Origin of the sequence: Clostridium isatidis (assembly GCF_002285495.1) — a bacterium.
In the GTDB taxonomy this organism is placed as follows: Bacteria; Bacillota; Clostridia; order Clostridiales; family Clostridiaceae; genus Clostridium; species Clostridium isatidis.
On the sequence record NZ_CP016786.1, the window covers coordinates 2,183,578 to 2,203,933 of the forward strand.

A 20,356-nucleotide genomic window follows, 5' to 3' on the forward strand; every position below is an offset into this window, starting at 1 on the left:
TTGCACTACTCCCTCCACACTTCTCCAATAACATTATCTATTTTCTCAACAGCCTTTTCTATAGCCTTCCTTCTTTCTTCTTCGCTATTTCCTGTTCCATCTACTAAGAGTTCTTGGAACCTCTTTATTCCCATCATTTTTACTAAATCTTCTACATAATTTAAGCCCCTATTTAAAACTGGCCTTAACATCCATGGAATTTTTCCTCCAGAAGATTGAACATAGATCATTCCTCTTGGCTTATCATCTAATAAGCCCTTAACCTTATCATCAGTAATACTTATTGTTTTTCCATTCATAATGACACAGTCTAAATATTCCTTAAGAGGAGATGGGAAAGATAAACTCCACATTGGAGCAGCTATAACATACATATCTGCTTCTTTAAATTGGTCTGTTAGTTTAACTATTTTATGTATTTCTTCTTGTTGATGAGGAGGCAGATCCTTAAAAGCTTCTTCTTTTATTAAAGCATTTCTTCCCTCAAAATATTGATATTCTAATCTTGGAATATGGCATTTATAAAGGTCTAATTCCTCCAGAGTAAAGTCAGGATATATGCTTAAAAATCTATTGACCAATGCCCTTCCAACTGTTTTACAAGATGACATTTCTTCTGGCTTTGAGTTAACTGTGATATACAATAATTTTTTCATAAATTTCACCTCTACTAATTAAAAATATTATCTTTTAATTAGTATCTTCTTAATTTATAAAAAAATTCTATTAGAAAGTAAATAAATTATAAATTTATAGGGACAACCATTGTCTCTTTCCTTGAAACAACTATGCCCCTATTAGAATTATCTTAATATTTCCTTTGCAACTTCCTTAATTTCTTTAAAAGAATTAATATAATAAGTTTCATCCTTTATTGTTCCAAAGCCATACTTAGCATGTACAAAAGGAACTCCTGCAAGCTTAGCAGCCTTATAATCACCTTCTGTATCCCCTAAATAGAGAGCCTTATCTAAATTATTTCTTTTTACAACCAACTCTATATTTTTATCTTTATTTAACTTTGTTCTTCCTGCGTTTTCATAATCTTTAAAATAGTTACGTAATTTATGGAAATCTAAAAAGGCCTGTATATAACCATCCTGACAATTGCTTACTATAAAAAGCTCATAATCTTTTTTTAATTCCTCTAAAGTTTCTACAAGCTTAGGATATAATACTCCACCCTTTTTTCTTATAACCTTTTCTTCTTCTTCAAAACATTTTTCCATAATCTCTAATGCTCTTTCTTCTGTAACCTTATTAAATAGGGCAACAGCGATTTCCTTTGGAGTTTTCCCCATAACAGACCTTATATCTTCTTGGCTTAATCTAAAATCTATATCTTCACATTCTTCTATAGCCTTATTCCAACTTTCAGTTATTTGTGGGCATGAATCCCACAGGGTTCCATCTAAATCAAATATTATTCCTTTTTTCATTTCTTCTCCTCCTATTAGTTTTTATTTCCTCTTTCAGCAAAATCAAATTTAAAAACATCAATACTTAATATTTTCCTTTCTTAATACTATTATAACTTAATAAGGAGGATTATAAAAATAAATACTAAAAGAAGCTGCCATCATTTTCCTTTTTGAATAGTAACAGCTTCTCTTATAACTTTTTATTTATTTTCTTTTATATTTAAAACTACAGGAGTAGAGCGATAGCCTATTCCCATGCGATCAATTCCCATATCAATAAGTTCTAAAAAATGTTCCCTTGTTCTAATGCATCCTGAACCTTTAATCTTGCAGCGTCCCTTTGCTGCCTCCATCATAACCCTTATAACTTCTACAGTAGCTCCCTTGTTTTCTCCTCCAGTATAAAAACCTGTTGAAGTCTTTACAAAATCTGACCCAGCATTACATGCCACATCTGTTGCCTTAGCAACTTCTTCTAAACTTAAAGCATCTGTTTCAAAAATCACTTTTACTGCTACGCCATATTTATGACATATATCACAAACAGCTCTTATGTCTTCCTCAACTTTGTCCCATTTTCCACTTCTTATCCAGCCATAATTTGCAACCACATCTAGTTCATATACATCTCCGCTCTTACATATTTCCTCTGCCTGCATAACCTTAGATTTTGTAGTTGAAGTTCCAAAAGGAAAATCACATACTACACATATTTTTGTTTCTGTACCCCTTGTCATTTCACGAGCTATATCTAAAGAAGATGGGTTAATACATACAGTTTTACATCCAAAGTCTATTCCTTCTTGAATATATTTTCTTATGTCTTCTTCTGTAAATTCTGGCTTTAATACAGATTGATCAATATAGGCTGCTAATTCCTTAACAGTCATTTCCCTTGCCTTCTTATTAGGCTTCATAAAATCTCCTCCCTTTATTAACCATATAAAACAAATTTTCATATTAATATATTTACAGGAGTCCACTCTAATATATTCCATAAAAAATCACTTCACTAAGCAAAGTTAGTGAAGTGATTTTTATTATTTTAAAATTACTTTATTCCCTTCAATTTTTATTTTTTCTTCTTTTTCTAGTTTTTCTAAATAAATGTGAATGTTTTCTCCAACCTTAATTGTTTTGCCCTCTCTAAATTCTAAGTCATTCTTAAAGTAAACATTCTCAAAATCATCTAAAGTAATACCTTCTCTATGTCTTTCTAATAATTTTATTATTTCTTGTTCAAAATTCATTGCCTTTCCCCCTATTTTATACCTTGTTACTTATTCTATTACTTATTCTATAAATCTTTGTTAAATCCTTTACATTTTTAAAATAAATTATTACAAATTTATTAAGAAATTAATATAAAAGAGGATGCTTGCCGCATCCTCTACTAAAAATATATTATAAAATTATACAAGTTTATCTAATACTGAATATCCAATTGTGTTTTCAGGCATCTTTAATCCAAAGTTATCTACAATTGTAGCTCCTACTACTGCAAAGGTATCTGAAGTTTCCATTAAACTGCTTTCTTTCATAGATGGGGAATAAGCTATAAATGGAACATGTTCACGAGTATGATCTGTACCTGTATAAGTTGGATCATTACCATGGTCTGCTGTAATTATTAATAAATCATCTTCCTTTAACTTTTCTAATAATTTACCTAAGTTTACATCAAACTTTTCTAGTTCTTTAGCATATCCAGCTGGATTTCTTCTATGTCCCCATAGGGCATCAAAGTCAACTAGGTTAACAAAGCATAAACCATTAAAATCTTTATCTGCTAATTCTAAAGTTTGTTCCATACCATGAACTGAACTCTTAGACTTATGAGCTTCTGTTATACCTTCTCCATCATATATATCATTGATTTTTCCAACAGATATTACATCATACCCATTTTCCTTTAAAGTATTTAGTGCAGTTTTCCCAAATGGTTTTAAAGCATAATCATGTCTATTGCTTGTACGTTTAAATTCACCCTTTTTCATTCCAACATATGGTCTTGCAATAACACGACCTACTTTCCATTCATCTTTAAGAGTTAATTCTCTTGCAATTTCACAACATCTATAAAGTTCATCTAAACCAAAAGTTTCTTCATGACCACAAATTTGTAATACTGAATCTGCTGAAGTATATACTATCATATCTCCAGTCTTAATTTGATGTTCACCAAGCTCATCTAAAATTTCGGTACCGCTTGCACTTTTGTTACCAACAATTTTATGACCAGTTCTTTTTTCTAATTCATCTAATAATTCTTTAGGAAAACCTGTATCAGTAAAAGTTTTGAAAGGGGTTTCAATTTTGAGTCCCATCATTTCCCAATGACCAGTCATTGTATCTTTTCCTAAACTTGCTTCTTTCATTTTCATAAAGTGTGCTAAAGGTTTTTCTACTGGTGGAACATTTTTAATAGGATGTAAATTTGCTATACCTAACTTTTGAAGGTTTGGTATGTTAAGCTTTTCTACTGATTCAGCTATATGCCCAAGAGTATCTACTCCAATATCTCCGTACTTTTCAGAATCATCCATTGCTCCAACACCAAGAGAATCTATAACTATTGTAAAAATTCTTTTATACTTTCCCATAACTTCTCCTTTCTAATTAAAAAAATATTTTATTTGTATATATTCATTATATCATTTTTTGCAATATTAACCTAGCATATGCAGAATTTTGCGAAAGTTTTTTTATAATTTTATTGAGCAGTTCTTTCCTATAAAAATTAATAAAGGCTAGGATTTATATAAATCCTAGCCTTTTGCTATTATGCTTTTTCTCTTTCATAAAATTTTCATTTAATATGTTTATCTATATATCTTAAAAATTCTTCCTGCTCTTCATTATTTTCAAAAACCCTTTTTGGTATATTAATGTAGTTAGTATTAATAAGTTTTATAAATATATTAGTTTCAGTTACAAAAACTTTATCAACTGCTTCCCAGCTTGCAGTAAGAACAATCCCATCAATTTCTTTTTTAATTCCTTCTTCATCTAATGAAAATATTGTATCTTTCAAGCAATCAATTCCCTTTGATAAAATTTCTTTTGCTGCAGATTTAAAGGATTTTTCCATAATATGATTATAAATATCCTTACTAAATATGGTCCAAACAATTGTAAATACCAGCCAAACAATAAAGGATATTAGGATATACTCTTCTAAATACTCAATTAATAAAAGCATAATTAATAAAAATGCAGCGGGAAATAATACAGCTAAGCCTATTCTCCCTCTTTTAATTTTGCTGTTATTAATATTAGTTATTTTAAGTAATTCTAGAAAATCACTGTCCATATATCTAAACTGTAATTTCATTTATTTTCTCCCCTTTTTATACCCTAATAATTAATGTATAATAATCATAACATATATTTTTATTTCTGTATATATTAGGAGGAAATATGAATACTTATAGTGATAAAGTTGTTTTTATAGAAGGGAAAAACAAAAAATTCTCTCCTAAATTTAAATTTGGCTTCTCTATTTTCCTAATGATTGTCTTCGCTTTATCCTTTTTTGTCTCTCTATATATTAAAATTTTCTATGATATTCCTGAATTAACAAAAGAAGAAGCCTATAATATTATAAGCTCTAGTCTCTTGGTATCTGATGATATTAACGAAGCCATAGTTGATGCCGAGATTTTTACTTCAGCAGCTGATTTTACAAGTTTAAGTGAAATAAAAGAATTATCAAAAATAGATAAAAGAACAACAAGGGCTAATGCTGATATTATTTTTAATTTCGCTAATTTAGAAATACCTATTAATTGTAACTTTATTTTTATTTACGAAAATAATCAATGGCTAATTTATGATATTACTAATTTAGAAGCTGGAGAAGGAAGCATAACAGATTATATTTAATTAATAAAAAAGTGTAGCAGAAAAAAACTGATACACTCTTTTTATTTCTTATTATTCTTATACTGCATATATTTCAATAATAAAAATTCATTTATCACAAAAAATTGGGATACTGTAAAAACCTCTAAATCTTCATCAATTTTTCCTACACAATGGGAATGATATTGAATGCTTATATCGCTTAATTGGGATAATTTATTATTACCAACCTTGGTAATTGATACAATTTTTACTCCCCTCTCCTTTAACTTTATAGCAAAGTTATTAATCAAGTTATTATCACCTGAAAGAGAGAATAAGAAAACCAAATCATTTTCCTTAAAATATTTTCCTATTATATAAAGCTCGTCTTTTCCTTCTAATACATTTATCAACTTCCCTACTGTAAGGAAATTTCTTTTTAATTCAACTGCTGCATTAGTTTGTACAGCTCCTGTACCATAGGCATAGATTTTATTAGCCTTTTCCATCATTGAAAAAAGTTCTGTAAAATCTTCCTTCTTTAAAAGGTCCATTGTTTTAATATAATCCTTATAGGTATTATCAATTTCCTCTTCATTGAAGGAGTAATTATCCTTATTCCCCCACTTTAAATATATCTTAAGCTCACTATAGCCTTCTAAACCTAACTTTTGGGCAAATCTTAATATAGTTGTATGAGAAACATTACAATTGCTGGCTAACTCCTGCATTGACATAGAACTACAAGCTTCTTTATGACTTAGAATATAATTCCAAATATATAAATCATTTTCATTAAGTTTTTTATAGTTTTTATATATTAAATCTTCAATTTTCATTTCTCCAGCCTCCTATATATTCAACATACTTTAAAAATAAAATCTCAATTAATATAAAATAAGAGGTAAGAGATTTATATTCCATAACATCCAAAACTTCAGGAAATGTAACAGATGATATATATAAATTAAAGTTACTTAATTGTGATAAGGAATTTTCCTTCAACTGAGTAATAGATATAATAGGTATATTCTTTACATTTAGCTTCTTTGCCAGCTCTAAAATAAATTCATTCTCTCCTGAAACTGAAATTATTATAAAAATATCTTCTGAAGCTGCACTATTTAAGGCATACTCAGCCTCCTTATAGCCGCTTACATCATAAAGGGTTTTTCCTGCCATCATAAATACGCGCCTTAATTCCTTTTTAATTGAAGATTGTATCATTCCAACGCCATATACATATATATTTCTTGCATCATCAATAGCCTTAAATATTTCTGTACAGTCTTTTTCCCTTATATTTTGTATAACCTTTTCATAATTGCTGCAAACTAAATCAACATTATAAGTATTTTCCTTTGTAACTTCATTATCCAATTTTAAATATAATTTTAATTCACTATAACCTTTTAAAGATATTTTTTTTGCAAATCTAAGTATTGTAGATCTAGATACATTACATTTAGATGCTAATTGGTCAATTGATAAATTTTCACATTCTTTTCTATGCTTTGATATATAATTCCAGATATAAAAGTCATTTTCACTAAGCTGATTATAATTTTTATTCACCAATTCATCTAACTTCATAATTTGCCCCATCTTTCTTAATATAATTTTATATTTCATAATTATTTAAATTTTACATTAATTTGTAGGGTTTGTCTAATAAAAAATGAGAGTTAATCCTATTTCTAGGTCAACTCTCTAAAGACTTTTATTATTTTAATTCTGGCCAGTATCCTTTATTAGCTTCTATTAAATCATCTAGTATTAATTTTGCAACTCTTGCACTTGGTACTGTCTTAGATAAGCTAATTGCCTGCCATAATTTTTGATAACTTCCTTCTATCCAAGCTTCAACAACTAGTTTTTCTACACTTACTTGTTGTTCCATTAAGCCTTTTTGGAATTGAGGAATAGCTCCTTGGCAAATCTTTTCATAACCATTTCTTCCTACTATACATGGAATTTCAACCATTGCTGTTCTATCAAAGTTTTCAATTGCACCTTCATTTGGTACTATAAGCAGGAATCTTTCTTGTGTATTTTTTGCAATTGCACAAGCTAGATCAACTATATAAGTTGCATGAGCATCTGCTTCAAAAGTTCCTTCTATTTTGCTTGTACCTTTTTCGATTATTTCTTTACATATTCCAAATACAAACTTTTCTCTTCCATCCATAACTTCGTTTGCTCTTGTATATTCTGGATTAGAATGTTCTACTACATAGTCCGGGAATAAGTAATATTTTAAATAAGTATTTGGTATTGTTGATGGATCAACTGCATATACGTCTTTTACCTTTCTGAAAGTTTCCATCCAGCTTGCATCAACATGTTGATTTGTATCAGATAAAGCATCTGCAAATCCATTCTTTGCTACATGTTCTTTAATTGTTGGCATTAAATCATTTCCATCTTTGTCATAGATCTTTGTCCACCATCCGAAGTGGTTTAATCCATAATAAGATACTTGCATTTCCTTTCTTGATTTTAAGCCACAAATACGAGCCATTTTTTCTTCTAGGTCTATTGGCATATCACAGATATTTAATATCTTTGAGTTTGGCCTTAATCTTCTTGTTGCTTCTGCAACTATTGCTGCTGGATTTGAATAGTTCAACATCCATGCGTTAGGTGAATATTTTTCCATGTAGTCAAGGATTTCTAATACCCCGCCTATAGAACGCATTCCGTAAGCTATTCCTCCAGGTCCACAAGTTTCTTGTCCAACTACTCCATATTTTAGTGGAATCTTTTCATCTTTTTCACGCATTTCATATTTACCGACACGGATATGAGCTAATACGAAATCTATATCAGTAAAAGCTGTTTCAGGATCTGTTGTATAGGCAAATTCAATTTCTGGTGCATTTTCTTTTATATAAATTTCACAAGCCTTTGCAACTATTTCTTGTCTTTCTGCATCATTGTCATAGAATTTTATTGAACGGATTGGAAATCTATCTAGATTATCTAGTAACATTAATACTATTCCAGGTGTAAATGTACTTCCTCCGCCAGCAACTGTTATTGAATACTTTTTGTTTTCCATTTTTAATTCCTCCTATTTATGTAAATTTAAATTTTTTCTGTCTATGCTTACATATTACACTCGCTGAAAACCGATTACAATAGATTGGAAACCTTTAGAGAATAGGTCTATACAACTGTTTCTTTTAACATTTTCTGTGACTTTTCACACAGCTCATTTAGTGTGGAGTTTGGAGTGTGGAGTTTGGAGTGTAGAGTTTGGAGTGTGGAGTTTGGAGCGTGAAATGAAAGAATGGTTTCAGTTATAGGTTAATAATTCTCAATTTCTGCATACTAAAAAGCTGCGTAAAGAAGTACTAGGCTCGGAATAACTACTATGTAAAGAGTTTTAGCAGAACTCGCTACGATCAGACAAACCTAAGACTCTAAGGCATATTGGAACAAAATTGTAAATAGTGTTATTATAATATTAAGTAATTACAAAAAATTACAATGAATTGTAAACTAACTATTTGTGAAGGGAGAAGGTTTTTATTAAATTTAAATATTCTATTTCAAAATCTATATTGATAATTTTCCTTTTAGGCATTACTTTTTTTCTTGGAAATAAATATAGCGAATATAAGCAACATAAGGAAGATGTGGAGTTTTTTCTTAATAGAATATACTTTGAATTATAATATTTTCTGGCATGGATTTGAATTTTTTGATAATTGTTTAAAATACTTATATGTTTATAATTTTTGCCACATGCAAGAACAGACATTCTCATCAGAACAATGTTTTATTATTTTTTTAATAAGTATTTCCATAAAGTTTTAGGTGGGCTATAAAATTAAAAACGAGTGATTTATAATATTAAATATAAAAATACTACGATAAATAGGATATATGAAATAAGCATATCCTATTTATCGTAGCCTTGTTATTTTAAATATTAATTCTCATCATAGCAAAGGAGCATATACTAGCTAAAGCAATAATAAAAACACTGCCTGAAATAGTTATTAAAAACCCTTTTGTAAGCTTCTTTTTAAAGCTGTTTATAATGTTTATCTTGTAGACCTTTAATGTTTTATATAGTATAAAGACAAATAATGCAATGAATAATATATTTTGTAATAAAAGCTCTGCTAATAAAATTAGGACTAAATTCACTACTGCATATTCAACATCATTATTATTGATTTTATTGTGCATAACTTTTAATAAATAAGCTATAAAAGGGTTTATCATAGAAACTAGAAACACTATACTAAACTCTGGATTATTTGTAATTGCTTCCGATATAGTTAATCCAATAGTTGTAGCTTTTAAGGATAAATACATAATACTTATAAAGGGAGACACTAAAAGAATTAACTTTAAAATATCAAAGTATTTATTTAATGTTTCTATCTCTTTTTTATTTATTTTCTGCATTGTTTTTACCTTGCTCATTTATTCCTCTCCTAAACTAAAGCTTCATTTTCACTATTTAATAAGTTTTCAAAATCCTCTCTTACTTGAGGTACTTTTAGTCCAATAATAACTTGGAAGGACTTACCGTTAACAGAGCAGCCATGAGCCCCAATTGATTTAAAGTAAGTGTCATCCTTACATAAAGTTTCATCCTTAACATTTACTCTAAGTCGGGTTGCACAGTTTGTAACATCAACAATATTGTCCTTTCCACCTAATCCTTCTAAAATTAGCTTTATAAATTCTGCCTTGCTTTCTCCATTTTTAGCATTTTTCTTTTCTCTATATTCTGCCTTAGAACGGAATTTAATATCTTCATCATCTTCCCTTCCTGGAGTCTTAACATCAAATTTTTCTATTAAAAATTTAAATACTACAAACCAAATTCCTGTGAATACTAATCCAATTACAAGCATTAATAAGTATTCTTTCCAGTGATTTCCCATTAATGGTATCCAGTTTAATGATGCCATTTCTATAACACCACCAGCATGAATTCCTACAATACCTGCAAGATACATAACAGTTGAAAGAGTTGCTGCCAATAAAGCATGTACACCAAATAACCATGGAGCAACAAATAAGAATGTAAATTCAATAGGTTCAGTAACACCACAGAAGATTGAAGTTAAAGTAATTGGTATTAAAAGACCTAATATCTTCTTTCTCTTTTCTGGTTTTGCAGTTACATAGAATGCAAGGGCTATACCCGGAACACCAAAGATTTTTGAAAAGCCTGTTGATGAAAACCCTGCTTCTGGTACTAAAGATCTTAAAGAAGCAGTTGATGCTGCAATCTCTGGTAAATTATTTGCCCAGTAAGAATATAAGCCTCCTTGAACTACTACGTTATCATACCAGAATGGAGAATATAAAATATGATGTAATCCAAATGGTATTAATATACGTTCTAAGAATACAAATACCCAAACTCCAAAAGCTCCTGCATTCTTAATAAAGCCTTGGAAAGCTGCCATTCCTAACTGAACTTTAGGCCATATAAATGCAGCTAAAACAGCAACAGGTATCATTACAAAGAAACCAATCATAAAGATAAAAGTTGAACCACTAAAAGTTCCTAACCATTCAGGTAATTCTGTGTCAAAGTAACGATTGTGAAGATAAATAACAATTCCTGAAATAAGTAGGGCTCCAATCATTCCCATGTCTAAGGTTTTGATATTTGCTATCATAGTAAGACCGCTTGTCCCACCTACTTCTTGAGCAAAATCAACACCAAAGAAAGTTCCCCATTGAGCAAGCATTGTGCTTAAGAAATAATGGAAAGCTAAATATAGAACTAGAGCTTCCATAGCACATCTTGCATTTTGCTTCTTAGCCATTCCGATAGGTAAACCAACTACGAATAATAGCGGTAATTGATTAAATACGGTCCACCCACCTTGTAATACTACATTCCAACATTGATACCAAAAACTATCTGGAGCTGCTAATGATCCCATTATTGTTTCAGTTGTAAATAAGGTACCCACTCCAATTACAGTACCTGCAAAAGCAAATAATAGTACCGGGGTGAACATTGCACCTCCAAATTTTTGAATTTTCTGCATCATAACTATCCTCTTCCCTTCTTTTTTAATTTTTAATAGTAGTTATAGATAATAGCTTTATCAAATCTATCAATTTGATAAGTAAATGTTATCAGAGTTCTTTTTGAGGCTCAATACGTTTTCATGCTTTAGGTAAAGGGTTTCTCCTTCTATTAAATTGAACATTTTTTGAAATTTCTCACAGGATAGTAAAAAAAGGACTGCCATAAGACAGTCCTTTAATTAAAAAATACTGAAATGTAAGAATAAACTTCCGAAGACTATTGCCACCATTGACATTAGCTTTATTAATATATTTATTGATGGTCCTGTAGTGTCCTTAAATGGATCCCCAACAGTATCACCAACTACTGCTGCCTTATGGCAGTCTGAACCCTTTCCGCCTAAAACTCCAGATTCTATATACTTTTTAGCATTATCCCAAGCTCCTCCAGCATTAGACATTAGAATAGCAACTGAAAAGCCAGTTATAGTAGCCCCTGCAAGAAGGCCTGCTACTCCATTTGGTCCTAATACTAAACCAACGATAACAGGAGTTAAAATTGCTATTATTCCAATTGGTATAAGTTCCTTTTGAGAGGACTTTGTACAGATATCAACACAGGAGGCGTAATCTGCTTCTGCCTTTCCTTCCATAAGTCCTGGAATTTCTTTAAATTGCCTTCTTACTTCAACAACAATTTCAGAGGCAGCTCGTCCAACTGCATCCATTGTTTTTGAGGAGAATACGAATATAACCATAGCACCAATAAAAAGTCCTATTAGAACTTGAGGATTTAATATAGATAAATCAAAAGCAAATTCAAAAGCTCCGTTTTTAGCTATACTTTCAATAGAATCCTTATAGGAAGCTATAAATGCAAGAGCTGTTAAAGCAGCTGAACCTATTGCAAAGCCCTTACCAGTTGCTGCTGTTGTATTTCCTAAGGCATCTAAAGCATCCGTTCTCTTCCTTACTTCAGGATCTTGATTAGTCATTTCTGCAATTCCGCCTGCATTGTCTGCTATTGGGCCATAAGCATCTGTTGCTAATGTTATGCCTAAGGTTGAAAGCATACCAACTGCAGAAATAGCAATTCCATATAAGCCTAAGCTAAAGTCCTTTAGACCTCCTGATAAAATAAAGCTAATTAAAACTGATATTGAAACAATAACTACAGGAATTGCTGTAGATATCATTCCTAAGGATAAGCCACCAATTATTAAAGTTCCTGTACCTGTCTTAGTAGTTTCTGCTAACTTTCGAGTTGGACTATAACTATCTGAAGTATAGAATTCAGTAAAATATCCTATTAATATACCTGCAAGGAGCCCAGATAATATACTAAAATATATACCTATGTTTTCCATTCCCAATACTTCTTTTACTATAAAGAATGAGCCTAGGGCTACAATTATTCCTGATATATAAGTTCCCTTCCTTAAGGCCTTTAAAAGATTCTTTTGACTTGCATCTTCCTTCACCTTTACAAAAAAGGTTGAAAATATTGAGGCTAAGACTCCTAAAACAGCAACAAATAATGGTAGTGCAAAGCCTTTAATAGATAAACCTGCAGATACTGCTAAAGCACAGGAAGAAATTATTGATCCTACATAAGATTCATATAAATCTGCCCCCATTCCTGCAACATCACCTACATTATCCCCTACATTATCTGCAATAACTGCTGGATTTCTTGGATCATCTTCAGGAATACCAGCTTCAACCTTACCAACTAAATCAGCACCAACATCTGCAGCCTTAGTGAATATTCCTCCTCCAACTCTGGCAAATAAAGCCATGGAAGAAGCTCCGATACCAAAAGTAACTATATTTGTTGAAATTTTAACTATACGTTCTGTTTCTGCTAAATCCTTAAAATAATAAGATAAAACTAAATAAGATAATCCAATATAGAGTAAACCTAATGAAACAACAACAATACCAATTACAGAACCACTTTTAAAGGAAACTCTTAAGGCATCATTTAAGCTCTTTTTAGCTGCACTTGTGGTTCTTCCATTAGCATTTGTTGCAACCTTCATTCCAATAAAGCCGGTAAGGCCTGATAAAAATCCTCCAATAACAAAGGAGAAAGGTAAGAATATTGAAACATAGCCTAAGAAAGATAATGCCAAAAATATAACAAACATTACTAAAAAAAATATTGATACTCCTTTATACTGTCTTTTTAAGAAAGCATCTGCCCCTTCTCTAATTTTCCTAGAAATGCTTTTTATCTTTTCATCCTCTTCCCTTTCTTTTAGAACAGAGTTTATCTGATAAGCCGCAAAAATCAAACCTAAAACAGCTCCAAGCAAAACAAAAATAATAAAATCCATATTTATTCCTCCCATTTTATTAAAATAAACAAAGATGTCCCATACTAAAATATACGTTTGATTTTTTTGGTAAATTACAGAAAATAAAAATATGGATGATTTTTATAAAAATCTTTTAATAATATAACAAAAAATCCAAGCACTCTTTTATCTTTAGTACTTGGACTTTTTTATTATTGCTCTGCCATCCAGCTCCAAACGTCAATTCCACATTCATCGCACTTAGCTTCATTATTAAAGAAGTATATCCAAGATGCATGACCTCCATAGTTATATGGATTACCTTCATCATCATTAAATCTTCCTCTTGTATCTATGACCTTATCAAAAGAAGCTACATGTAAATTACTAGCCTTAGCTTCCCTAAGTCTTTTTATTGTAGGTATTTCAAAGCTTTTTGGAGCTACTACTGGATCATCCTTTGAATATATAAAGTATAGTGGTAAATCCTTAATTGCCTCAATTTTTTCATCACTAATATATTTATCTTCCATAGCCTCACAAATTAATACATAGCCATCAAAAACTCTTCCATATTCTAAGGCTAGTAGCAAGGCCATATAGCCTCCATTAGAACAACCGGCTATTATAACTTTTTCAGAAGCTGTTTTTTCTTTATAGTAATTTATTAATTCAAATAGAGACTTGGTATAATAAGAAGTTCCATCAGCCTCTATTTTATAATCTACGATTATCCCCCTACCAGTGTTATCCATCCAGAAGGTTGGACATTGTGGTACTAATATATTTGCTTTATTCATTAATTTTTGGAATTTATCCTCTATCAATGCTGGAACCTTATTAGCCAGACAAGTAAGATAAGGATCAGTATTTTCTAGACCACCTTCCCCTAATCCATGTAACCATACAACAAGATTTTTAGTTTTTTCTTCCGGCTCATAGTAAGCATATTTATACTCTATCCCCTCTTTAGCTTTATAATTAGCAGTCTTAAATTTATCTGCACTGGTAGCATAGCTTTTTATATTAGGATCAATCTTAAACTCTAAAATTTCCTTTCCCCCAGATTTTAAGACTTCTCCATCTGCTATGGATATGTCTAATTTATATAAGCTTGGATATCTATTATATGGGCAAGGTGGTGAAAATAATAAATAGTTTCCATCATAGGGTGTAAAATTCATTAAAATAGTAATATACTTTGATGCTCCTTCAATCTTCCTTCCAAATTCATCACTTGTATATGCATCTTCTATTCTTCTTTCCCTTTTAACTGTCCTTAGACCTAATTCTGCTCTTGCCCAGTCAAAAGCCTCTTTAGTTTCCTCTACTTTAAAGCTTTCTTTAGAAACTGTATCTATCTCCTTATCCAAGGAAATAACTATTTTGCTAACTCCGCAGCCCCAGTCATCTCCTTGTATATAAGCTATAAATTCACCAGAAACCTCTATTCCAATCATATAAATTTCCCCTACTAATTTTAAATCTTTTATTAATAATTAAAGCTCCTCTCCATTTGATGCAATAACCTTCTTATACCAATAAAAGCTCTTTTTCTTAGTTCTCTTTAATGTTCCTTTACCTTCATTATCTCTATCTACATAGATAAAACCATAACGCTTTTTCATTTCTCCTGTACCAGCACTTACTAAGTCAATGCAGCCCCAAGTTGTATATCCAAGTAAGTCAACCCCATCAATTTCAACAGCATCCTTCATTGCCTTTATATGATCCCTTAAGTAAGCAATTCTATAATCATCTTCAACATAGCCATTTTCATCTGGTATATCCACAGCTCCAAGACCGTTTTCTACAATAAATAATGGTTTTTGATATCTGTCATATAAGGTGTTTAAAGTTATTCTTAATCCAAGAGGATCTATCTGCCAGCCCCATTCACTAGCTTTTAGATGTGGATTCTTTAAAGATGCAAATATGTTTCCAGCTGTCTTTTTATTAACTTCTGGATCTGCACTTGCACATCTTGAAGAATAATAAGAAATTGAAATGAAATCTACTGTATTATTTCTTAATAATTCTTCATCTCCCTCTTCCATCTTAATCTCTATCCCCTTTCTTTCTAAATCCTTTAGGGCATAAGATGGATAAGCTCCTCTTGATTGAACATCTATAAAGAAATAATTTTCCCTATTTCTCTTTATTGCTTCAAATACATCTTCTGGTTTACAGGTATATGGATAGGTATCTCCAGCAGCTAGCATACAGCCAACCTTATTGTTAGGATCAACTTCATGAGCTATCTTAGTAGCTAGTGCACTTGCTACTAATTCATGATGTGCTGCTTGATATTTAACCTGCTCTTTATTTTCTCCCTCTTCAAAGCAGATACCTGCAGCCATAAATGGTGCATGAAGGATCATGTTAATTTCATTAAAGGTTAACCAATAGTTAACAAGTCCCTTATATCTATTAAAAATAACCCTGCATAGTTTTTCATAGAAATCTACCATCTTTCTATTTCTCCAAGAACCATATTTTATTACTAGATTCATTGGACAATCAAAATGGGTAATTGTAACTAAAGGTTCAATACCATATTTACGGCATTCCTTAAACATGTCTTCATAGAATTTTAGACCTTCTTCATTTGGACTTTCATCATCACCATTTGGGAAAATTCTACTCCAAGCTATTGAACATCTATAAGTTTTAAAACCCATTTCAGCAAAAAGCTTAATATCTTCCTTATAATGATGGTACATATCTATAGCTTCCTTTGCTGGGTAAAAATGTTCATCATCAAATTCAAACATCTTCATTTCACCAGCTAATATAGGAAATCTATCCTTTCCTATAGGCACTAAATCCACATTGGCAAGGCCCCTTCCCCCTTCATTATATCCACCTTCACATTGGTTTGCAGCAGTTGCTCCTCCCCATAAAAAATCTTTTCTAAATCCCATTATCCTTCATTCCTTTCAATATTATATTTTTTTAGTTCATTTATTAATTATTTATTACTGTTAATAATTCATCATTCCTATTAACATATTCTTTTTCCGTTTCTATGATATCAAGATAATCAGAACTATTTGTTATAACAATAGGAGTCTCTATATTAAAACCTTCTTTTTTTATTCCATCTATATCAAAAGTAATTAAGTTTTGACCTGCCTTTACTTTATCACCTTGATTTACATGGGCTTTAAAATATTTTCCTTCTAATTTAACTGTATTAATACCAATATGAATTAATATTTCTATGCCCTTATCAGAAATTAATCCAATTGCATGCTTTGTTGGAAATAATGAAGTAACTGTAGCATCAAAAGGAGCAACTACTTTTCCTTCTGTAGGATCAATTGCTACTCCATTACCTAATGAGCCTAGAGCAAAAGCAGAATCTTCAATTTCTGATAAAGGCTTAATATTTCCTGCTATAGGAGCTTTAATAATTTCCTTCTCTAAAGAGACATTTCTAGTTTTTTTTTACTATCTTGCTCAACTACTGAATTATCTTTCCATAAGAAATAGGTCAATACAAAACCTACTGCCATTGATACTGCTATACATATAAATGAAGCAAACATTCCGCTGGCATCATTATTAGCTGTATTAATGTAGTTTACAACACCAAATATTCCAAGACCACCCATAGTATAAGATTTTACATTCATTGCTCCCATGATGGCTCCACCTACTGCACCGCCTATCATAGAATAAATAAATGGGGTCTTCTTAGGTAATGAGAAACCATAGATTGCAGGTTCTGTTACACCACAAATTCCTGATACAATTGCTGGCAGACATAAAGCTTTTTGCTTTTTATCTTTTAATTTGAAGTACATTGCAATTACTACTGCTGTTTGTGCAAAGGAAGCTCCAAACGTTCCTGTTAAAATAGTATCGTATCCTAGAATTCCTAAATTCATCATTGCTAAAGGAATTAATCCCCAATGTAATCCAAAAATAACAAGTACTTGCCAGAAGAAGCCAAGTAAAATTCCGCATATTATTGGTGATAATTCATATAAACTTCCAAAGCCTTCTCCAACTAAGCTTGTAGCAATTGATACTATTGGTCCTATTACTAAGAAGCCAAGTGGAAGGGAAATTAGCAATACAAATACTGGTACAAAGAAATTTTGTAACATTTCTGGTATAAACTTCTTACCAAGCTTTTGTAACTTACTAGCAAACCAAACAATAAATATTACTGGCACTACACTGCTTGTATAGTCTTGTGCTAAAAATGGAATTCCAAAAATCTTAATATATACTGGACTTTCTGCAAAAGTACCACCAAATAAAGTCATTAATGGCTCACCAGCTGCTAATGTTGACTTTTGAATGTTTGGATAACAAAGAGCAGCTCCAATTATCATTCCTACAAAGGGATTAAGCTTAAATTTATTTGCAGAAGTATATCCAATTATTATTGGCATAAAATAGAATATTGCATCACCAATTGAATTTAATAAAATATAAGCTCCATCTGTTTGTGCATAAAGGCCAAGGAATACAAATAATGCATTAAATCCCTTAATCATACCTGCTGCTGCAAGGGCTCCTAGGAAAGGTTGGAAACAGCCGCTTATAATATCTATAAGCTTATTAAATGCTCCCTTATGTGCATCAACTTCACTGCCCTTATCAATAGAAATATCTGCAACCTTGCAAACTTCTTCAAATACCATAGGTACATGATTACCTATTACTACTTGATATTGTCCTGCACTATGCATTACAGTAACAACACCTTCCATATTTTTAAGGACTTCATCCTTTGCCTTTGATTCATCTTTAAGTCTAAATCTTAAACGTGTAATACAATGTGTTAATCCGTTGATGTTTTCTTTTCCACCAACATTTTTTACAATTTCCTTTGCTAAATTTTCATACTTGCCCATTTTACTCTCCTCCAATTTCTAAATTATGAAATATGAAGGTTTGGCCAACTTAATGTCACCATCCAAATTAAAAAATAAAAGTAATAAATAATTATTTTTAATTATGTCTGCCCTCCTTTTTAAAATTATTTTTATATATAAAAATATATAAATCTTAATTAAGTAATTTAAATAAAAATTAATTTAATATATCTATGTGAATTTGTATCTACTATTTATTTGATTTATAAACTATTCTTTCAATATGAATTGTTAAATATAATTTTTCTTCATCAGAAATAATGTACTGATATTTATCTTCAATAAATTTAGCTATTTTCTCTACACATTGAAAGGAGTTTTTATATTTATTTTGAATAATTCCAAATAAATCATCATTATTTTCATCTTTATAAGTTCTTTCACTAAACACCCTGTCTGCAAAAAATTTTAAATGAGAAATGAATCTATAATAATATACCGAGTCTTCATCAAAGCTAATTTTAAAATTATATCTAACTATGTTTAATATTTCCTGCATTATCTTAGTTATTTTATAAACCCTTTTTACTTCCTTTTCATTACCATCCATTTCTGCATTTACAATATGAAGGGCAATAAAACCTGCTTCATCCTCTGGTAACCTAACTGAAAATATCTCTTCAATAAGATCTAGAGCTGTAAGACCAATGGGATATTCATCTTTATAAAATCTTTTAATTTCCCAAAGGAGGGCATTTTTTACTTCGATACCTTCTAAAAACCTTGTTATTGCTGTATAAATATGGTCTACCAGTGAAATATAAATTGTATCGTTTAACTTCTTACCTAATTGTGTCTTTGCAAAGGTTATAATTTTCTCTCCAAGTTCAACATATTCCATTGGAATATCTGATACAAGTTCTTGAAATTTATTATTTATTTCTTTATTAGATAGTAGAAATATTTTATCTATTTTATCCTCTGAAACTTCATCTCCAACCCTTTTCTTATATGCAATACCACAGCCCATGACAATTTTCTCATTGTCATTTTCCTTAATTACAACAGCATTATTATTAAGAATTTTCTCGATTTTCATATTATCCTCCTTTCTTAATTATTTAATCATTCTTGTATAATACAAGAATTTAAGGTAATAAAAAAACCTATTTATATGTAAAATAAGCCCAACAATACTGTCGAACGAATCTCATATAAATAGGTCTAGCTTGTACTTAAACAATCACTATCCATTTACTATAACTTAATATTATCAATTGACTTTAATCTTGTCAACGTTTTCTAAATTATTTTCAAAATTTGAAAAAATATATATTTAGAAACTACTATTTTTAAATTTCTCCTTTTCAATATTTAGTATTTTATTATAGATTTCATCAGTTTCCTTTATTATTGGCAGGATACTATATTCTTCATCTAAGAATATAAAACTAGCCTTTGTATTATCATAATGCCTTAAATAGCTAGCTGCTTTTTCATCTATAATGTTATTTCTTGGTCCAACATTACAAACTGCTATTATATTATTTCTTCCTTCTTTATACCATTCTTCAAAATATTCATCATAACGCTCTAAAATATCCCTAAACTTTCTTGCTGTCTCTGATTTTTGGCTATAGAAAGCTTCACTATCCTCTTTAATTTCAAGCTTATCTCTTAAAGCTTCACCTCTTTCCTCATATTTTTCAGTGGGATAAAGGATTTTAGATATATTGGCTAAAGAACTAATTAAATTTTCTAAGGCATAAAAAGTGGCATTAGCTCCTCCCCCATTAGGTGTTAATGAACTATTTAATATTCCTACAGACATAAAAACATATTCACACTGTCTCTTAATTTCGCCTAAAAAACTGTCAATCATTCTTTCATCCATAATATTCATGTCTTTCTCCCCTAAAGTTTCCTTTTTATACATTATTTA

19 protein-coding genes are annotated in these 20,356 nt (G+C 30.5%); 1 reads left to right on the forward strand and 18 read right to left on the reverse strand.

The window, feature by feature from the left end:
* Positions 1-5 precede the first annotated feature (5 nt).
* The 6 genes from BEN51_RS10300 to BEN51_RS10325 all read right to left on the reverse strand — a co-directional run bounded on the left by BEN51_RS10300 (position 6) and on the right by BEN51_RS10325 (position 4,755).
* Positions 6-656 carry an FMN-dependent NADH-azoreductase gene (locus tag BEN51_RS10300; protein WP_119865982.1) on the reverse strand — a complete coding sequence of 217 codons (651 nt, stop codon included), beginning with the start codon at positions 654-656 and terminating at the stop codon, positions 6-8.
* Between the two features lie 147 nt (positions 657-803).
* Positions 804-1,439 (reverse strand): HAD family hydrolase, encoded by a 636-nt coding sequence (locus BEN51_RS10305; protein WP_119865983.1) that lies wholly within the window; start codon positions 1,437-1,439, stop codon positions 804-806.
* Positions 1,440-1,621: 182 nt separating this feature from the next.
* The gene (gene deoC / locus BEN51_RS10310) at positions 1,622-2,338 is read right to left on the reverse strand and encodes a deoxyribose-phosphate aldolase (protein ID WP_119865984.1); all 717 of its coding nucleotides are present in this window, start codon (positions 2,336-2,338) and stop codon (positions 1,622-1,624) included.
* Positions 2,339-2,461: 123 nt separating this feature from the next.
* Positions 2,462-2,671 (reverse strand): hypothetical protein, encoded by a 210-nt coding sequence (locus BEN51_RS10315; protein ID WP_119865985.1) that lies wholly within the window; start codon positions 2,669-2,671, stop codon positions 2,462-2,464.
* Positions 2,672-2,833: 162 nt separating this feature from the next.
* Positions 2,834-4,024, reverse strand: a complete 1,191-nt coding sequence (locus tag BEN51_RS10320; RefSeq protein ID WP_119865986.1) for a phosphopentomutase — start codon at positions 4,022-4,024, stop codon at positions 2,834-2,836.
* Positions 4,025-4,230: 206 nt separating this feature from the next.
* Positions 4,231-4,755 (reverse strand): YcxB family protein, encoded by a 525-nt coding sequence (locus tag BEN51_RS10325; protein WP_119865987.1) that lies wholly within the window; start codon positions 4,753-4,755, stop codon positions 4,231-4,233.
* Positions 4,756-4,841: 86 nt separating this feature from the next.
* Here BEN51_RS10325 and BEN51_RS10330 point away from each other — a divergent pair, with 86 nt between their 5' ends.
* Positions 4,842-5,306, forward strand: coding sequence for a hypothetical protein (locus tag BEN51_RS10330; protein ID WP_119865988.1), 465 nt, complete (start codon positions 4,842-4,844; stop codon positions 5,304-5,306).
* Positions 5,307-5,347: 41 nt separating this feature from the next.
* On the opposite strand, the gene BEN51_RS10335 is transcribed toward BEN51_RS10330, so the two are convergent.
* The 12 genes from BEN51_RS10335 to BEN51_RS10385 form a co-directional block, all read right to left on the reverse strand.
* Positions 5,348-6,106 (reverse strand): MurR/RpiR family transcriptional regulator, encoded by a 759-nt coding sequence (locus BEN51_RS10335; RefSeq protein ID WP_119865989.1) that lies wholly within the window; start codon positions 6,104-6,106, stop codon positions 5,348-5,350.
* A complete protein-coding gene (locus tag BEN51_RS10340; RefSeq protein WP_119865990.1) occupies positions 6,096-6,860 on the reverse strand; it encodes a MurR/RpiR family transcriptional regulator in 765 nt (254 codons plus the stop codon). Before BEN51_RS10340 ends, BEN51_RS10335 begins: the two co-directional genes overlap by 11 nt.
* A 130-nt stretch (positions 6,861-6,990) precedes the next feature.
* A complete protein-coding gene (locus BEN51_RS10345) occupies positions 6,991-8,328 on the reverse strand; it encodes a 6-phospho-alpha-glucosidase (protein WP_119865991.1) in 1,338 nt (445 codons plus the stop codon).
* 869 nt (positions 8,329-9,197) lie between these two features.
* Positions 9,198-9,707: a hypothetical protein gene (locus BEN51_RS10350; RefSeq protein WP_236906202.1), complete on the reverse strand. Its 510-nt coding sequence runs from the start codon at positions 9,705-9,707 to the stop codon at positions 9,198-9,200.
* Between the two features lie 11 nt (positions 9,708-9,718).
* Positions 9,719-11,302: an alpha-glucoside-specific PTS transporter subunit IIBC gene (locus tag BEN51_RS10355; protein ID WP_119865992.1), complete on the reverse strand. Its 1,584-nt coding sequence runs from the start codon at positions 11,300-11,302 to the stop codon at positions 9,719-9,721.
* Between the two features lie 219 nt (positions 11,303-11,521).
* Positions 11,522-13,621, reverse strand: a complete 2,100-nt coding sequence (locus tag BEN51_RS10360) for a sodium-translocating pyrophosphatase (RefSeq protein WP_119865993.1) — start codon at positions 13,619-13,621, stop codon at positions 11,522-11,524.
* A 173-nt stretch (positions 13,622-13,794) separates the two neighbouring features.
* On the reverse strand, positions 13,795-15,042 hold the full coding sequence (locus tag BEN51_RS10365; RefSeq protein WP_119865994.1) for an alpha/beta hydrolase: 1,248 nt from the start codon (positions 15,040-15,042) through the stop codon (positions 13,795-13,797).
* Between the two features lie 39 nt (positions 15,043-15,081).
* Positions 15,082-16,506 (reverse strand): 6-phospho-beta-glucosidase, encoded by a 1,425-nt coding sequence (locus BEN51_RS10370; protein WP_119865995.1) that lies wholly within the window; start codon positions 16,504-16,506, stop codon positions 15,082-15,084.
* Positions 16,507-16,549: 43 nt separating this feature from the next.
* A complete protein-coding gene (locus tag BEN51_RS14145; protein ID WP_335621852.1) occupies positions 16,550-16,999 on the reverse strand; it encodes a PTS sugar transporter subunit IIA in 450 nt (149 codons plus the stop codon).
* An 8-nt stretch (positions 17,000-17,007) separates the two neighbouring features.
* Positions 17,008-18,453: a PTS transporter subunit EIIC gene (locus BEN51_RS10375; protein WP_335621834.1), complete on the reverse strand. Its 1,446-nt coding sequence runs from the start codon at positions 18,451-18,453 to the stop codon at positions 17,008-17,010.
* A 211-nt stretch (positions 18,454-18,664) separates the two neighbouring features.
* Positions 18,665-19,513, reverse strand: a complete 849-nt coding sequence (gene licT / locus BEN51_RS10380; protein WP_119865996.1) for a BglG family transcription antiterminator LicT — start codon at positions 19,511-19,513, stop codon at positions 18,665-18,667.
* A 237-nt stretch (positions 19,514-19,750) separates the two neighbouring features.
* Positions 19,751-20,350 carry a hypothetical protein gene (locus BEN51_RS10385; protein WP_123962170.1) on the reverse strand — a complete coding sequence of 200 codons (600 nt, stop codon included), beginning with the start codon at positions 20,348-20,350 and terminating at the stop codon, positions 19,751-19,753.
* Between the last annotated feature and the right edge of the window lie 6 nt (positions 20,351-20,356).

Excerpts from the sequence above, each read along its gene's own strand:
- BEN51_RS10350 (WP_236906202.1), bottom strand. The coding sequence starts at position 9,707 with ATGAGCAAGGTAAAAACAATGCAGAAAATAAATAAAAAAGAGATAGAA.
- BEN51_RS10320 (WP_119865986.1), bottom strand. The coding sequence starts at position 4,024 with ATGGGAAAGTATAAAAGAATTTTTACAATAGTTATAGATTCTCTTGGT.
- BEN51_RS10360 (WP_119865993.1), bottom strand. The coding sequence starts at position 13,621 with ATGGATTTTATTATTTTTGTTTTGCTTGGAGCTGTTTTAGGTTTGATT.
- BEN51_RS10370 (WP_119865995.1), bottom strand. The coding sequence starts at position 16,506 with ATGGGATTTAGAAAAGATTTTTTATGGGGAGGAGCAACTGCTGCAAAC.
- BEN51_RS10325 (WP_119865987.1), bottom strand. The coding sequence starts at position 4,755 with ATGAAATTACAGTTTAGATATATGGACAGTGATTTTCTAGAATTACTT.
- BEN51_RS10340 (WP_119865990.1), bottom strand. The coding sequence starts at position 6,860 with ATGAAGTTAGATGAATTGGTGAATAAAAATTATAATCAGCTTAGTGAA.
- BEN51_RS10345 (WP_119865991.1), bottom strand. The coding sequence starts at position 8,328 with ATGGAAAACAAAAAGTATTCAATAACAGTTGCTGGCGGAGGAAGTACA.
- BEN51_RS10300 (WP_119865982.1), bottom strand. The coding sequence starts at position 656 with ATGAAAAAATTATTGTATATCACAGTTAACTCAAAGCCAGAAGAAATG.
- BEN51_RS10385 (WP_123962170.1), bottom strand. The coding sequence starts at position 20,350 with ATGTATAAAAAGGAAACTTTAGGGGAGAAAGACATGAATATTATGGAT.
- BEN51_RS10365 (WP_119865994.1), bottom strand. The coding sequence starts at position 15,042 with ATGATTGGAATAGAGGTTTCTGGTGAATTTATAGCTTATATACAAGGA.
- BEN51_RS10375 (WP_335621834.1), bottom strand. The coding sequence starts at position 18,453 with ATGGGCAAGTATGAAAATTTAGCAAAGGAAATTGTAAAAAATGTTGGT.
- BEN51_RS10335 (WP_119865989.1), bottom strand. The coding sequence starts at position 6,106 with ATGAAAATTGAAGATTTAATATATAAAAACTATAAAAAACTTAATGAA.
- BEN51_RS10330 (WP_119865988.1), top strand. The coding sequence starts at position 4,842 with ATGAATACTTATAGTGATAAAGTTGTTTTTATAGAAGGGAAAAACAAA.
- BEN51_RS10305 (WP_119865983.1), bottom strand. The coding sequence starts at position 1,439 with ATGAAAAAAGGAATAATATTTGATTTAGATGGAACCCTGTGGGATTCA.
- BEN51_RS10315 (WP_119865985.1), bottom strand. The coding sequence starts at position 2,671 with ATGAATTTTGAACAAGAAATAATAAAATTATTAGAAAGACATAGAGAA.
- BEN51_RS10355 (WP_119865992.1), bottom strand. The coding sequence starts at position 11,302 with ATGATGCAGAAAATTCAAAAATTTGGAGGTGCAATGTTCACCCCGGTA.
- licT (WP_119865996.1), bottom strand. The coding sequence starts at position 19,513 with ATGAAAATCGAGAAAATTCTTAATAATAATGCTGTTGTAATTAAGGAA.
- deoC (WP_119865984.1), bottom strand. The coding sequence starts at position 2,338 with ATGAAGCCTAATAAGAAGGCAAGGGAAATGACTGTTAAGGAATTAGCA.